We start from the raw sequence: 15,213 nt of genomic DNA, 5'->3' as shown, positions 1-15,213 counted from the left end.
GACCTCCCGAGTGGATGTGGTCCTACCTGTGGGACGCGACACCACACCCGGGAGTTTGCATCAGACGCCGATGAAACAAGGCTGCAATATCAAGCGGCCGGTCGTGGTGCGAACGCTGCGCGCAACCGCTCGTACGCGCTCGGTCCGGCCGCTGTCCGATCGAGTCCGAGCAGTGCCGCGCCGACCACCGGCGGTACGTCGACCACGCGCGGGACCGCCTTCGGAGCAACCTCGGCGAGCAGGCGGGCGACGCGGTCGAGCAGGACCGCGTGGCCGGCCGTCAATACGCCGCCGCCGAGGACGACGGTGACCCGCTCGTCGAGCAGTTCGAGTCGTCGTAACGCACAGGCCGCCATCGCGACGATCTCCTCGGCCTGCTGCTGAACGATGCCTAGGGCAACGGTATCGCCGGCTGTCGCGACCTGGAACAGGACGGGGGCCGCCTCCAGTTGCCGTTCGGCGGGCAGCTCACCGAAGTGGAACGCCTCGATCAGCGCAGTCAACGACGGCATCCCGTAGTGCAGTGGCAATGCAGTCACCAGTGCGGTAGCAGGACCGCGGCCGTCCTCGGCGCGCGATGCCGACCAGAACGCCTCCTCGGCCAGCTGTGCGCCGCCGCCCCAGTCGCCGGTCAGCTTGCCCAGCGCCGGGAACCGCGCAGTCCGTCCGTCCGGCAGCATCCCGGAGCAGTTGATGCCGGCTCCGCACACCACCGCGACTCCACGCGGCTCGTCGACCCCGGATCGCAGTAGTGCGAACGTGTCGTTGGCGACGTACACGGACTCCGCCCAGCCGCGCTTCTCGAGCGCAGCGGTCAGTTGCTCGACCTCGATCGGCAAGTCAGCGTTCGCAAGACACGCCGACAGCTGCTGCACCAGCGGTACGTCGCTGATGCGCAGCCCGGCCTCCGCCGCAGCTGCGCGCACCAACGGTTCCAGCCCGGCCACAGCGGCCGCAGCCCCGATCTTCTGCGGTTCGAACCCGCCGCCACGTGCCGTACCGAGCACTGTCCCGTCGGCCGCGACGAGTGCGACGTCGGTCTTGCTGTTGCCGGCGTCGAACGCGAGGACACCGCCCGGAACTAGCGCGCCCACGGGAGGTAGTCCTTGTTGTGAGCCAGCAGCTTCTCCGTCAACTCCTGCGCGAGGGAGACCTGCCCGACCAGTGGATGCGCCAGCAAAGCCTGGAACACGCGCTCGGCTCCACCCTTCACGGCGGCCTCCAGTGCGAGGTCCTCGTACGCCGTGACGTGAGCGACCAGTCCGGTGTACAGCGGCTCCAGTGGAGACACCGGGTCCGGCTTCGCGCCCTGCGCGTTCACCGTGGCCGGTACTTCGACGACGGCGTCATCGGCCAGGAAAGGGAAGGTGCCGTTGTTGAGTGTGTTGACCACCTGCACGTCACCTGTGTCGTTGAGCAGTGATGACGCGAGTGCGACGGCCGCCTCCGAGTAGTACGCCCCGCCACGCTGTTCGAGCAGTGCGGGCTTCTCGTCGAGTTGCGGGTCGGCGTACATGTCCAGCAGCTCCTTCTCGAGGGCTGCGACTTCTGCCGCACGAGACGGCTTCGTCATGAGCTCCTGGACCACGTCATCGTGCGCGTAGTAGTAGCGCAGGTAGTACGACGGTACGACGCCCAGCTGCCGCACCACGTCCGCCGGGAGACGCAGGTCGTCGGCCATCTCGGACAGGTGCGCTTCCAGCAATTGAGGCAGCACGTCCTCACCGTTGACGCGGACCGCGCGCTCCCAGGTGAGGTGGTTCAGTCCGACGTGGTCGAGGGACACCTCCTCAGGCGTAACCCCCAGCATCGCAGCGAATCGACGCTGGAACCCGATCGCCACGTTGCACAACCCCACGGCCTTGTGCCCGTGCGACAACAGTGCGCGCGTCACGATCCCGACCGGGTTGGTGAAGTCGATGATCCACGCGTCCGGGTTGGTACGCCGTACCCGCTCAGCGATGTCCAGCACCACAGGCACGGTCCGCAGCGCCTTCGCGAGACCGCCTGCGCCAGTCGTCTCCTGACCGACACAGCCGCACTCCAGCGGCCACGTCTCGTCCTCGTTGCGCGCCGCCTGCCCACCGACGCGCAGCTGCAGCAGTACGGCGTCCGCACCGTCGATGCCCGTGTCCAGGTCGGACGTGGTGATCACCCGGCCGGAATGTCCTTGTTTTGCGAAGATCCGCCGTGCCAGCCCACCGACCAGCTCGAGCCGCTCCGCCACCGGGTCGACCAGCACCAATTCCGACACCGGCAACGTGTCCCGCAGCCGAGCGAACCCGTCGACAAGCTCCGGTGTGTAGGTGGACCCGCCACCGACGACTGTGAGTTTCACCCTTTGACCCCTGTCAGTGTGACGCCTTCGATGAAGGCCTTTTGTGCGAAGAAGAAGAGGATGATGACTGGTGCCATGACCAGGAGCGTTGCTGCCATGGTGAGGTTCCAGTTGGTGTGGTGTGCGCCTTTGAAGGACTCCAGGCCGTAGCTGAGGGTCCAGGCGGCAGGGTTCTCGCTGGCGTAGATCTGTGGGCCGAAGTAGTCGTTCCAGCAGTAGAAGAACTGGAACAGGGCTACCGCTGCGATGGCAGGCTTCGCCATCGGCAGCACGATCCGGACCAGTGCTTTGAACTCACCGCAGCCGTCCACCTTGGCGGCGTCCACGTAGTCCTTCGGAATCGTCAGCAGGAACTGCCGTAAGAGGAAGACGGAGAATGCGTCGGTGAACGCCATCGGGATGATCAGCGGCCACAGCGTTCCGGACAGGTGCAGTTGCTTGGCCCAGAAGAGGTACATCGGCACGATGACCACCTGTGCCGGCAGCATCATCGTGGCGATCACCAGCATCAGTGCGACGTTCCGGCCGCGGAACTTGAAGCGGGCCAGTGCGTAGGCGACCGGAATGCTCGACAACAACGTGAGCGCTGTGCCGAGTCCGGCGTACAGCAGGGTGTTCTTCCACCAGGTCAGGAAGCCGGGTGTCTCCCAGACGGTTCGGAGGTTCTCCCAGTGCCAGCTGTCCGGCCACAGGTCACGGGTGAGTGCCTGCTGGTCGCTCATCAGTGCTGTGAGGAAGATGAACACGAAAGGGAGCACGAAGAACAGTGCGGCGGCGATGGCGAGGGCATGTACGCCGACCCAGTGCAGGAAGCGTGTCACGCCGCGCTCCTCTCACTCATCGAGCGCAGCAGGAACGCGGTGAACACCATCGCCAGCGCGAACAGTACGAGTGCGATCACGGACGCCCCGCCGGTGTCGAAGCGCTGGAAGCCCAGGTGGTACACGAGCTGCGGCAACGTCAGCGTGGACTTGTCCGGGTACCCCGGCTCGAACTGCTGACCTGCTCCACCGATCACACCACTGGCCACCTTTCCGGCGACCAGCGGCTGCGTGTAGTACTGCATCGTCTGGATCACGCCGGTGACGACAGCGAACAGCACGATCGGCGAGATGTTCGGCAGCGTCACGAACCGGAACCGCTGCCACGCGCCCGCTCCGTCCAGCGACGCCGCCTCGTACTGCTCCTTCGGTACGTCGAGCAGCGACGCCATGAAGATCACCATCAGGTCGCCGATGCCCCACAACGCCAGCATGGTCAACGCCGGCTTGGACCAGCTCGGGTCGTTGAACCAGCCGGGCTGTGGCAGTCCGATGCTGCGGAGGATGCTGTTCACCGGACCGGTGCCGGGGTTGAGCAGGAACGCGAACGCCATCGTGGCCGCCACCGGCGGCGCCAGGTACGGCAGGTAGAACGCGGTCCGGAAGAACCCGGCACCGGTCTTCACCTTGGTGATCAGCAGGCCGATGCCGAGTCCGAACAGCACCCGCAGCGCCACCATCACGATGACGAGCCACAAGGTGTTGCGCAGTGCCGGCCAGAAGAACGGGTAGCTGGTGAAGACGTACTGCCAGTTCTGCAGACCGTTCCAGGTCGGCGGCCGGAACCCGTCGTACTTCATGAAGCTGAAGTAGACGGTCGAGACCAGCGGATACAGGAAGAAGACGCTGACACCGATCAGCCACGGTGACAGGAAGGCCAGGGTGCGTAGCGTCTCTCGGCGATGTTTCTGCCGGAGCGACGTCATTTCGTCTGGGCCAGGTCTTTGTCGATCTGCGCGTCCGTCTTCGCCAGGCCGGCGGCCAGGTCAGTCACCTTGCCGGCCTCGTGGGCGTAGCCGAAGTCCTGCAGCGTGAGCTGGTACGCGCCGCCGTTCGGGCTCGCCGGGGTGGTGTTGCTCTTCGGGTGCTGAGCGATGTCGAGGAAGACCTTGAAGTTCTCGTCCGCGGCGAGCTTCGGGGACTTGATGGCTTCCAGCGTGGACGGGACGTTGTGGATCGCGTTGGCGAAGCTGACCACGGCGTCGGTGTCGGTGGTCATGAACTTCACCAGCTCCCAGGCGGCGTTCTGCTTCTGGCTGGTGCCGGCGATGCCGATCACCGTGCCGGACAGGTAGCCCTTGCCGTAGCTGTCGGCCTGCTCGTCGGGCACCGGGAACGGCGCGACACCGATTTCGAACTTCACCCCGGCATCGCGGGCCATCCCGAGTCGCCACTCGCCGTCCATCGTCATCGCGACCTGACCGGTGTGGAACGGGTTCTTCGCCCCGAACTCGTCACCGAACGTCGCGCGGTACTTCTCCAGCTTCGCGAACCCGCCGAGCTGTTCGACCAGGCGCTTCTGCCAGGTCAGCATGGCGGCGAAGGCCGGATCCTTCGCGAGGTTGGACTTGCCGTCGGGCGTGAAGTACGCCGGGTTCCAGAGCGCGGCGAAGTGTGTCGCGGTCGACTCGTAGCCGTGGAAGTTCGGCATGAACCCGAGCTGGCTGTAGCTGTCGCCCTTGACCTTGGTGAGCTTCTTCGCGACCGCATCGAACTCGGACAGCGTTTTCGGCGGCGCGGAAATGCCGGCGGCCCGGAACGCGGTCTTGTTGTAGTACAGGCCGTACGCGTCGTTCAGCAGCGGCAGAGTGCAGCGTTTTCCTTCGTACTGCGTGTAGTCCTGCAGCGGTTTCGGGAACGTCTTGTCCAGGTCGATCCCGGACTTGTCCAGGAACGGCTTCAGGTCGCTGAACACGCTCGACGAGCAGAACGAGCCGACGTTGTCGGTGGTGAACGACGACACCACGTCCGGCGCGCTCGCGCCGCCGGCACGTAACGCCTGCTTGATCTTGTCGTCGTTGATGTTGCCGACGACCTTCACGTGGATGTTCGGATGCTTCGCTTCGAACGCCTTCACATTGGCGTCGATGGCGGCGACCTCGCTCGGTGCGCTCCAGCCGTGCCAGAAGGTGATGGTCACGTCCTTCGTGGCATCGTCGTCGGCCTGCGGTGCGTTCGAAGTACCGGTGCAGGCCGTCGCCAAGAGGGCGACTGCGGCGGTGCCGATGACGGCACGGGTGAAGCTTCGCATCCATTCTCCTACGTAATCGGTGGCCCCGCGGTGTCGAAGACTTCGTCGCGGGTGGTGCTCAGGGCGGACTGCAGTGCTCCGGAGAGCACGGGGTCGTTGCTGATCGCGGTCATCAGCAACTGCGGCCGGGGTACGGCGAGATCGGCGAGCTCGTCCTGGACCAGGCCGCGCAGGCGTTCGCCGCCCGCGGTGATCACACCGCCGGCCAGCACGATCAACTCCGGGTCGACGACCGCGACGATGGCGGCCAGACCGACCGCGAGGCGGTGCGCGAACTCGTTCAGTACGGCGTCGCCCGCGCCCTCGGTCTGCAGTGCGACCGCGATCGCGGCTTCCGGCGTACGGGCCTTGAGGCCGTGTTCGCGGGCGAGCTCCAGGACCGGTTCGCCACCGGCGAGTTCCTGGAAACCGCCGGCGTTGTTGCGGCCGACGTTGCGGACCAGCGGCGTACCGGGCAGCGGCAGGAAGGCGACCTCACCGGCGCCGCCGGTCGCGCCGCGGTGCAGGCGGCCGTTGATGACGATCGCGGCACCGATGCCTTCCTCGCCCCACAGCAGCACGAAGTTGTCGTGGTCCTTGGCATGCCCGATCCGCTGCTCGGCGATCGCGGCGAGGTTGACGTCGTTCTCGACCTCCAGCGGTACGGCGATCGCGGCTGCCAGCTCGTCGAGCAGGTGCGGTGCGTGCCAGCCGGGCAGGTGGGTCGCGTAGCGCAGGCGGCCGGTGGTCGGGTCGAAACCGCCTGGTGTGCCGATCGAGACCCGGTGCAGCCGCTCACGGCTCAGGCCCGCGTCGCCGGCCGCTCCCTCGATCGCCTTCAGGACCCGCTCGACCGTGCCCTTGGCGCTGCGGCCCGGCGTCGCGAGCTCGTAGCGACCGACGACGTTGCCGGTGAGGTCCGCGATCCCGGCACGGATCCGCGTCGGCGTCACGTCCAGGCCGGCGACGTACGCGACCTCGCCGTTGATCTCGTACAGCTGCGCGTTCGGGCCGGGACGGCCGGCGCTGGTGCCGCTCGCACGGACCAGGCCGGCCGCCTCCAGCCGGGCGAGCAGCTGGGACGCGGTCGGTTTGGACAGGCCGGTCAGGTTGCCCAGCGTGGTGCGGGAGAGCGGGCCCTGGCTGAGCAGCAGGTCCAGGGCGGCGCGGTCGTTCATCGCGCGCAGCAGGCGCGGCGTTCCGGGTGTCGTTGCCATGAGCCAACCCTGCCTCCCTTCGCCGCTCGCGGGTACTCGCCGCGCTGAGGATCTGAACTGTTAGGAAAGTTTCCTATTAGCCGAAGACCGTACGGCGGACGAGGTCCGGGTGTCAATCACCAGAGTGGGTTAGGGTTGCCTAACTATGTCGACTGGGGAGCTGTTGAGGCGGGCGATTCGGCGGCATCGGGGGCGGATGGTCACCGGCGTGCTGGTGCTGTCGTTGCACCAGGCGACCGAGGCAGCGGTTCCGGTCGCGATCGGTGTCTTCGTGGATCGTGCGGTGGCGACCGGGCAGGTCCGGCCGCTGCTCTGGTGCGTGCTGATGATGATCGTGCTGTTCGCCGTACTGTCGAACGCCTGGAAGACCGGTGCGCGTCAGGTCGTGCGGGCGATCGAGTACGAGACGCACCTGCTCCGGCTGGAGATCGCGCAGCGCGTGCTGGATCCACGTGGTCACCGCACCGGGCTGCGGTCGGGGGAGCTGTTGTCGATCGCCACGTCGGACGCGGAGAAGGCCGCACTGGTCATGCGCGGCGTCTCGATCGGTACGGCGGCGTGTACTGCGCTGATCGTGTCGTCGGTGTCCTTGCTGCTGGTCGACGTACCGCTGGGGCTCGGAGTACTGATCGGCGTACCGCTGCTGGTACTGGGGATCCAGGCGTTGTCGCCGCTGTTGACTCGTCGTACGTCGAGCCAGCAGGAAGCGGTGGCGCAGACGACCGCACTGGCGACGGACCTGGTCAGTGGACTGCGGACGCTGCGGGGGATCGGTGCGCAACACAACGCGGCGGATCGGTACCGGCGGTCCAGCGAGGCGACTCTGAGGGCAACGCTGCGCGCTGCGTCGACGAACGGGCTGCAGGACGGTGTGACGACCGCACTGAGCGGTCTGTTGCTGGCTGCGGTTGCCGGTGTGTCCGGCTGGTTCGCGTTGAACGGACGGATCACCATCGGTGAGCTGATCACTGTCGTGGGCCTGGCCCAGTTCGTCGCCGAGCCTGTGGCAACGCTTGGGTACGCGAGTCAGGTGTTGGCAATGTCCCGCGCCTCGGCCGCGAGGCTCGCCTCGGTGCTGTCGTCGCCTCCGCTCGCAGTCACCGGCACCTCGACCGCCGTTGACGCCGACCAGCCGTTGCTCACATTGGAAAGCGTTTCGCACGGGACCCTGTCGGCGTTGAGCCTCGTACTCCGGCCAGGTGACTCGGTCGGAGTACTTTGCTACGACCCGCGCGACGCCGACGCCCTGCTGGCCGTCATCGCAGGCAGAGCGCCCGACCACGCAGGCACCGTTCTGGTCGGCGGGACAGTCCTGGAAGAGCTGGACGTGGACGTGCTCCGCCGGACCGTGCTGCTGGAGCGGCACGAGACAGACCTCTTCGAGGGGACGCTGCGTAGCAACCTCCTTGCGGACAAGGGTTTGGAGCGCGTGCTGACGGCTGCGGGTGCGGCCGATCTGATTGAGGAGCTCGACAGGCCGTTGGCGGACCGCGGACAGGCGCTGTCCGGTGGGCAGCGTCAGCGGCTCGGTCTGGCCCGGGCGCTGCTGGCCGATCCGCCGTTGCTCGTGTTGCACGATCCGAGTACTGCGGTGGACGCAGTGACCGAGGAGTTGCTGGCGGAGGGGCTTGCTGAGGAGCGGATCGGCCGGTCCACGCTGGTGTTGACGAGCAGCCCAGCATTGTTGGGGAAGATGGATCGCGTCGTGGTGATCGCGAATGGGGTTGTGGTTGCCGAGGGCATGCACTCCGAGTTGGCCGAGTCCGACGCCGTCTATCGTGAGGCGGTGCTGCGATGAACCTGCTGCCGATTGCGGAGCCACGCGCCACGTGGGGCGTGCTGTGGCGCGAGATCCGGCGGCTGCCGGTGCTGTCGGTTGTCGCGGCTGTGGTGATCACCGGTGCCAGCGCCGCTGGTCTGGTCGCACCGTGGGCTCTTGGTGTGCTGGTGGACGACGTTGCGGGTGGCGGCGACGGGGCGGCGATCGTGCGCGTGGTGCTGCTCATCGGGCTGGCAGCTGTGGTGTCCGGCCTGCTGACGGCTCTGGGGGTGACGCTGGTGGCGCGGGTCGGTGAGACCGTGCTGGCGCGCATTCGTGAGCAGGTGCTCGATCGGGTGTTGCAGCTGCCTGCGCCGGTGCTGGAGAAGGTGCGGACCGGTGACCTGCTCTCGCGGGTGGGTGACGACGTGGCGGCGGTCGCGACCGCGTTGACGCAGGTCGGGCCGTCGGTGCTCGGTGCGTCGTTGACGATTCTGCTGACCGTGGCCGGGATGTTCGCGCTCGATTGGCGGCTCGGTCTGGCCGGTCTGCTCGCCGTACCGATGTACTACCTCGCGTTGCGCTGGTACCTGCGACGGTCGGCGTCGTACTACAAGCAGGAACGTGTGGCGATGGGCGAGCGGTCCGAGGCGATCATCGCGTCGTTGCGGGGCAGTGCGACGGTCCGTGCGTACCGCCTGGAGAACCGGCAGTTGGCGAAGATCGGGGAGACCTCTGGCGCGGCGCGGGACATCTCGATCACGGTGTTCCGGTTGTTCAGCTTCTTCTCGGCGCGGATCAACCATGCGGAGTTCACCGGGTTGACGGCGATTCTGGTGACCGGGTTCTTCCTGGTCCGGGCGGACGCGGTCAGTGTGGGCGCGGTGACGGCTGCGGCCTTGTACTTCCACCGGCTGTTCAACCCGGTCAACGTCGTACTGATGGAGTTCGACCAGATCCAGACCGCGGCCGCGGGGCTGTCGCGGTTGGCCGGCGTACTGGAGATCGAGCAGGCGCCCGAACCAGCCGACAGTCCCGACCCTTCGGACGCATCACTGGAACTGCACCAGATCACGCACAACTACGACGGTCCTGAGGTCCTGACAGGGGTATCACTGCATTTCCGTGCCGGCGAACGAGTCGCCCTGGTCGGAGCGAGCGGCGCGGGTAAGACAACACTGGCAGCGATCGCGGCCGGCGTTCTGATCCCGTCGACCGGCTCGGTGAAGATCGGCGGCGTCGACATCCGCGACCTGGGAGACGACCGCACCCGCGCCCAGGTCGCCCTGCTCAGCCAGGAGGTCCACGTGTTCTCCGGCAGACTCATCGACGACGTGCGACTCGCGCGACCTGAGTCGACAGCTGACGACGTGGAAGTCGCTCTGGACCGGGTCGGCGCCCTGGGCTGGGTGCGCGCTCTACCTGAAGGCTTGGACACGGTTGTAGGGGAAAACGGCCACCAGTTGACGGGCGCACAGGCCCAGCAACTCGCATTCGCCCGCCTGGTACTGGCTGATCCGCCGGTTGCTGTGCTGGACGAGGCGACCGCGGAAGCAGGCAGTGCGGGCGCGCGTGCGCTCGAGCGGGCGAGTCTGGCCGCTACCGAGGGACGGACCACCCTGGTTGTCGCGCACCGGCTCACGCAGGCTGAGCAGGCGGACCGGATCGTCGTACTCGACCATGGGCGAGTGGTCGAGTCAGGTACCCATGAGGCGTTGCTGGCGAGTGGTGGTCGCTACGCGCAGCTGTGGCGGAGTTGGACCGGTACGGCTACGCCTGATCTGCAAGGAGAGCAAACGACACCAGCCAGTGCGTCGACATGAAGTCCCCGTCCGTGACGGTCGGCAGCACCGCCTGGATCTGACGGTCCGCACCAGCTCGCAGTACGTCGGCCACGTCCGGCAGCGCCGGTGCGATCGTCCGGAGCTGCCAGGCCCGTGACAACGCCAGCCCGGACAGGTGCGCCAGCTGCCCGTCTCCTGAGTCGTCGGTGATCGGTACGTCGAGCAGGTGCAGGTGAGCCTCCTTGCCCAAGCCAGGCAGGAAGTTGGGTAGCCAGCTGGCGAACTCGTCAGCCGGCAGCACCCGCCGCATCAGCTCCGCCTCGGTCAGCGCAGGCGAGAGGAAGTCGGTCCCCGACGGTTCGAACCGCGTGTCGTACGCCGTGTCCGCCCCGAACCACTGCAGCGCCCGAGCCTCGATCGCGTCCACCACATCCGCCCGGCCCAGGTCGCCGTACGCCTCGTGCAGCAGCGCGAGAGCAAAGGCGGAGTTCAGGTGTACGCCGTGACGCACCGGGTACGCCTGCTTCGGCAGCCACGCCAGCACGAGGTCCGCGATGACATCGCCGAGCGGAGCGACCGCCTCCGCCCACTGGGTCTTGCGGGCAGCGGCCACGAGCATCGCGGCCCAGGCCCAGCCGTACGGGCGCTCGTACGCGGGCCGCTCCCGCAGGTACACCGACTCGGCGGCGATCGCGTCCGGGGTCAGCCGCCGATCGAGTACGTCGATCGGCCGGCGCCCGACCTGGTCCGGTGCCAACGTCAGCAACCGGACCAGCGACCACTGCATGTGCGCGCTGGAGTGCCAGTCGTAGGACCCGTGGAACGCCGGGTGCAGGCGGTCCGGGGTCGCGTCGACGTCGTCCGGGCCGGTCGACGCGTGCGCGGCGCCGTACGGGTACGGCGTCTCGAGCACCTCGCAGGCGATGCTCGCCCAGGCTGCGGCGTACTTCATGAGGCTCCTTTAGAACGCGAAGGCGTACATGATCAGGATGTTGCAGGCGAGCAGCGGGACCGCGGTGGGGATCTGGGCCTTGATCGGTCCGTACTGGTCCTTCATCTCCAGCAACGCTGCGGGTACCAGGTTGAAGTTCGCCGCCATCGGCGTACACAACGTGCCGCAGAAGCCGGCCAGCATGCCGACCGCGAACACCACCGCCGGCGTTCCGTCGAACTGCTCCACCAGCAGCGGCCAGCCGACCGCGGCCGTCATCACGGGGAACGCCGCGAACGCGTTGCCCATGATGATCGTGAAGACCGCCATGCCGATGCAGTACAGCGCGACCGCGGCGATCAGCGAGCCCTTCGGGATCAGGTGATCGGTGACCCGGCCGACCGCCTTGCCGACGCCGGACGCGTTGAACAGCAGGCCCAGCGTGGCCAGCATCTGCGGCAGGATCGCCGCCCAGCCGATGTGCTCCAGCAGCCGGCGGCCCTCGTGCAGCGGTACGGCAGGGTTCTTGGGCCGCAGCAGACCCATGCCCACGACGAGCGCGAGGATCGACGCGACGCCGAGGCCGATGATGGTGGCCGAGCCGGACTGCAGCAGGAGCTTGCCGTCACCGAGCTTCACCTTCGCCAGCCACGCACCGAAGATCGCGGCGACCACCGGGATCACCAGCGCCGGCAGGAACAGCTTGTTGCCGAACCGGTCAGCGAGGCGCACGCGCTCGGCCGGTGTCGTCGTACGCTCCTCGCCCTTGCCCGGGAAGCCGGTGCCGGCCAGTACCGCGAGGCCGATCACCGCGATGCCGAGCAGCCAAGCCGGGGCCTGCTTGTTCACCACGAACGTGCCGTAGCCGAACGACAGACCGAGGATGCCCCAGAACGCGGCGCTGCCGATCCGCTTCGGGTTGCTGCGGTCGTTGAGCACCTGCAGCGCGATCAGCACGAAGAAGATCCCGCACAGCCAGTAGAACCACTCGACCTTGATCATCGCGCCGCCTCCTTCTCCGCCGCCTTGGACTCGGCCGCGAGCTTGTCCAGTTGGCGATCGAGCAGCAGCAGCCGGGTGCCGTGGATGAGCAGAGCGCAGATACCGGTCGGGATCGCCCAGAGCGCGATGTCGATCGCCTCCAGGTGCAGGCCGTACGTCGCGTCGACGAAGCCGGTGATCAGCAGGATCGACCCGATCGCGACGAAGATGTCCTCACCGAAGAACAACCCGACGGTGTCGGCGCTGGCCGCGAAGCCCTTGATCTTCTCCTGGACCTTCTCCGGGAGCTTGCCGTAGCGCCGTTCCGCGGCGCCGGCGGCCATCGGCTGGATCAGCGGGCGAACCGCCTGCGCGGGACCGCCGATGCTGGTCAGGCCGAGCGCCGCCGTCCCTTGCCGGATCAGCAGGTAGATGGCCAGCAGCCGGCCCGTGGTGAGGACCTTGAGCTTGCTGATCAGCTTGCGGGCCTGGTGCTGCAGGCCGTAGCGCTCGATCAGGCCGATGACGGGCAGAGTGACGATGAAAACGGTGACGGACCGGCTGCCGGCGAATCCGTCGCCGAACGCGTCCAGGATCTTGACCGGAGACAGGCCGCCGATCAGGCCGGCCACGATCCCGGCCGCCGTGACGACCAGCATCGAGTTGATCCGCAGGGCGAACCCGACGACCACCACCGCGATAGCGAGCAGAACCCACATGGTTCCTCCCGGGGACGGAACGGTGTAGCTGAGGGATGGAGTAGCTGGAGGATGTTCCGCTCACCATAGGAGATTGTTGAACGATCCTGCAATGGATCATTCGAACAAAATTGCCGGATCAGATGGAGTCCATGCGTCGAAATCACCGGAGGGGGAACCGGTCGGCCATGGACACCGAACGTCTCTTCGAGCGCGCGGAGCGACTGTCGAAGACGCTCACGCCGGGCGATCTCGACCACACGCTCGGCCGGATCACGGCCGCGGCGGTCGACGTGCTGCCGGACACCGACTACGCGAGCATCACAGTGCTGCACTCGGACGGGCGGCTGGAGACGGTCGCGCCGACCGACGACCTGCTCTGGGGCGTCGACGCGGCGCAGTACGACCTGCGCGAGGGACCGTGCTACGAGGCCGCGGCGGACTCGGTCCACGTCACCTCGCCGTACCTCGGCGACGATCAACGCTTCCCGCGGTACGCCGCGACCGCGGTCGCCGCGGGGATCAACGCCCAGGCCGGGATCCGGCTGTTCGACTCGCCGAGATCCCGCGGCGCGCTGAACCTCTACGCCCGCAAGGCGGGTTCGTTCAGTGATCTCGGTGCGCTGGGTGTGCTGTTCAAGCACCAGGCGGCGATGGCCATCGACTACGCGCGGGAGATTCACAACCTGCAGGAGGCCGTGCGTACCCGGGGCCTGATCGGTCAGGCGGTCGGCATCGTCATGGAGCGTTACAACCTGAGTGACGAACGGGCCTTCGCGTTCCTGACCAGACTGTCGCAGGACGGCAACGTGAAACTCCGCACGGTCGCCGAACGACTCATCGCCGTCACGCGCGACCGGTGAAGAACGCCCTGGACGGGCATCGTTTTCACCGAGGTGCCCGGGGTACCGCCCGGACATGCCTCAAGCGATCGTTACCGGCTCGGACAGCGGAATCGGCCGGGCGACTGCGGTGCAGCTCGCCAAGGACGGTTTCGACATCGGCGTCACCTGGAACAGCGACAAGGACGGCGCGGAGGAGACGGCCGCGGAGATCCGCGAGATCGGTCGCCGGGCCGTGGTCGAGCATCTCGACCTGACGAAGCTCCCTGAGGCCGCCGTCGTCATCGACAGGCTGGCGGACAGTCTCGGCGGCCTCGATGTCCTGGTCAGCAACAGCGGGACCGGCAGCAGTGAACTCGCCGTGGATCTCGACTACGACACCTGGCGCAAGGTGATCAGCGTCGACCTCGACGGTGCGTTCCTCTGCCTGCAGCGGGCCGCGCGCCGAATGATCGCTGCCGGAAACGGTGGGCGCCTGATCGCGGTCACCAGCGTGCACGAACACCAGCCCCGCGTGGGCTCCGCGCCGTACGACGCGGCCAAGGGCGGGCTCGGTCTCCTGATGAAGACCTTGGCCCTGGAACTGGGGGAGCACGGGATCACCGCGAACGCCGTCGCCCCCGGTGAGATCGCGACGCCGATGACCGGGCAGACCGACGAGGACCCGCGGGAGACGCACCGGCCAGGGGTGCCGCTCGGTAGGCCGGGCGACGCCCGCGAGATCGCGGCCGTGATCGCCTTCCTGGCGTCCCCGGGTGCCGCGTACGTCACCGGGACGAGCATCGTCGCCGACGGCGGCATGCTCCAGATGGGTCCCATGGCCGGCAGCCACCTCGAGGCAGACGATTGGCGCCGCCCCTGAGGTCACGGTGCGTCGGTGTACGGCGGATGTGAGGGTTAGGGCAGTCGCCAGTCGACGGGTTCTGCGCCCTGCTCGACGAGGAGTGCGTTGACGCGGCTGAACGGGCGGGAGCCGAAGAAGCCGCGGTCCGCGGACATGGGGCTCGGGTGGGCGCTCTCGACGTACGGCGTGTTGCCCAGCATCGGCTTCAGCGTCTGGGCGTCGCGGCCCCAGAGGATCGCGACCAGCGGGCCGCCGCGGTTCACCAGCGCGTGGATCGCCTGCTCGGTGACGCTCTCCCAGCCCTTGCCGCGGTGCGCGCCGGACTTCCCCGGCTGCACGGTCAGCACTCTGTTGAGCATCAGCACGCCCTGGTCGGCCCACGGCGTCAGGTCGCCGTTGGAGGGCGCCGGTACGCCGACGTCCGCCATCAGCTCGCGGTAGATGTTCGCGAGGCTCCGCGGGATCGGCCGTACGTCGGGGGCCACCGAGAAGCTGAGGCCCACCGGGTGCCCGGGAGTCGGGTACGGATCCTGCCCGACCACGAGGACCTTCACCTGCGCCAGCGGGCGGTGGAACGCGCGCAGTACGTTCTCGCCGGCCGGCAGATAGGCCCGCCCCGCAGCGATCTCTCCGCGCAGGAACTCACCCATCCGCGCCACAGTGTCTTCGACCGGAGCCAGCGCCTCCGCCCAGTCCGGCGCCACCAGATCCGACAACGTCTTAGGACTCACCCGCCACAGTCTCGCAGTACTGCGACCCCTGGTGCAC

At 67.7% G+C, this 15,213-nt stretch carries 14 protein-coding genes; 4 read left to right on the top strand and 10 right to left on the bottom strand.

Annotation, left to right across the window (positions count from 1 at the left end):
* Positions 1–89: 89 nt before the first annotated feature.
* From BJY22_RS40685 to BJY22_RS40660, 6 genes are read right to left on the bottom strand one after another with little or no spacing between them, the layout of a single operon-like run.
* Positions 90–1,094: a BadF/BadG/BcrA/BcrD ATPase family protein gene (locus BJY22_RS40685; protein WP_167217621.1), complete on the bottom strand. Its 1,005-nt coding sequence runs from the start codon at positions 1,092–1,094 to the stop codon at positions 90–92.
* A complete protein-coding gene (locus BJY22_RS40680; protein ID WP_167217619.1) occupies positions 1,082–2,338 on the bottom strand; it encodes a family 4 glycosyl hydrolase in 1,257 nt (418 codons plus the stop codon). The genes BJY22_RS40685 and BJY22_RS40680 overlap by 13 nt, the downstream gene beginning before the upstream one ends.
* Positions 2,335–3,159: an ABC transporter permease subunit gene (locus BJY22_RS40675; protein WP_167217617.1), complete on the bottom strand. Its 825-nt coding sequence runs from the start codon at positions 3,157–3,159 to the stop codon at positions 2,335–2,337. The genes BJY22_RS40680 and BJY22_RS40675 overlap by 4 nt, the downstream gene beginning before the upstream one ends.
* Positions 3,156–4,085, bottom strand: coding sequence for a carbohydrate ABC transporter permease (locus BJY22_RS40670; RefSeq protein ID WP_167217615.1), 930 nt, complete (start codon positions 4,083–4,085; stop codon positions 3,156–3,158). Before BJY22_RS40670 ends, BJY22_RS40675 begins: the two co-directional genes overlap by 4 nt.
* Complete coding sequence (locus BJY22_RS40665; protein ID WP_167217613.1) at positions 4,082–5,410, bottom strand: ABC transporter substrate-binding protein; 1,329 nt, start codon at positions 5,408–5,410, stop codon at positions 4,082–4,084. The genes BJY22_RS40670 and BJY22_RS40665 overlap by 4 nt, the downstream gene beginning before the upstream one ends.
* Positions 5,411–5,418: 8 nt before the next feature.
* The gene (locus BJY22_RS40660; protein WP_167217611.1) at positions 5,419–6,606 is read right to left on the bottom strand and encodes an ROK family transcriptional regulator; all 1,188 of its coding nucleotides are present in this window, start codon (positions 6,604–6,606) and stop codon (positions 5,419–5,421) included.
* Positions 6,607–6,751: 145 nt separating this feature from the next.
* Here BJY22_RS40660 and BJY22_RS40655 point away from each other — a divergent pair, with 145 nt between their 5' ends.
* Positions 6,752–8,404, top strand: coding sequence for an ABC transporter ATP-binding protein (locus BJY22_RS40655; RefSeq protein WP_167217609.1), 1,653 nt, complete (start codon positions 6,752–6,754; stop codon positions 8,402–8,404).
* A complete protein-coding gene (locus tag BJY22_RS40650) occupies positions 8,401–10,188 on the top strand; it encodes an ABC transporter ATP-binding protein (RefSeq protein WP_167217607.1) in 1,788 nt (595 codons plus the stop codon). The genes BJY22_RS40655 and BJY22_RS40650 overlap by 4 nt, the downstream gene beginning before the upstream one ends.
* Here the strand turns inward: BJY22_RS40650 and BJY22_RS40645 are convergent.
* The 3 genes from BJY22_RS40645 to BJY22_RS40635 are packed head-to-tail and all read right to left on the bottom strand — an operon-like array spanning position 10,136 to position 12,780.
* On the bottom strand, positions 10,136–11,101 hold the full coding sequence (locus tag BJY22_RS40645; protein WP_167217605.1) for a DUF2891 family protein: 966 nt from the start codon (positions 11,099–11,101) through the stop codon (positions 10,136–10,138). The two genes, BJY22_RS40650 and BJY22_RS40645, sit on opposite strands and share 53 nt — an antisense overlap.
* A gap of 9 nt (positions 11,102–11,110) precedes the next feature.
* Positions 11,111–12,082, bottom strand: coding sequence for a DUF979 domain-containing protein (locus BJY22_RS40640; protein WP_167217603.1), 972 nt, complete (start codon positions 12,080–12,082; stop codon positions 11,111–11,113).
* Positions 12,079–12,780, bottom strand: coding sequence for a 5-oxoproline transporter, DUF969 family subunit (locus tag BJY22_RS40635; protein WP_167217602.1), 702 nt, complete (start codon positions 12,778–12,780; stop codon positions 12,079–12,081). The genes BJY22_RS40640 and BJY22_RS40635 overlap by 4 nt, the downstream gene beginning before the upstream one ends.
* Positions 12,781–12,947: 167 nt before the next feature.
* Here BJY22_RS40635 and BJY22_RS40630 point away from each other — a divergent pair, with 167 nt between their 5' ends.
* A complete protein-coding gene (locus BJY22_RS40630) occupies positions 12,948–13,622 on the top strand; it encodes a GAF and ANTAR domain-containing protein (protein ID WP_167217600.1) in 675 nt (224 codons plus the stop codon).
* 55 nt (positions 13,623–13,677) lie between these two features.
* Complete coding sequence (locus tag BJY22_RS40625; RefSeq protein ID WP_167217598.1) at positions 13,678–14,463, top strand: SDR family oxidoreductase; 786 nt, start codon at positions 13,678–13,680, stop codon at positions 14,461–14,463.
* 35 nt (positions 14,464–14,498) lie between these two features.
* Here BJY22_RS40625 and BJY22_RS40620 read toward each other — a convergent pair whose 3' ends face one another.
* Positions 14,499–15,176 (bottom strand): uracil-DNA glycosylase, encoded by a 678-nt coding sequence (locus BJY22_RS40620; RefSeq protein ID WP_167217596.1) that lies wholly within the window; start codon positions 15,174–15,176, stop codon positions 14,499–14,501.
* Between the last annotated feature and the right edge of the window lie 37 nt (positions 15,177–15,213).

Source organism: Kribbella shirazensis, assembly GCF_011761605.1.
Classification (GTDB): domain Bacteria; phylum Actinomycetota; class Actinomycetes; order Propionibacteriales; family Kribbellaceae; genus Kribbella; species Kribbella shirazensis.
The sequence above is the reverse complement of the archived record's forward strand: the minus strand, read 5'-3'. Positions and strand labels throughout refer to the sequence as shown.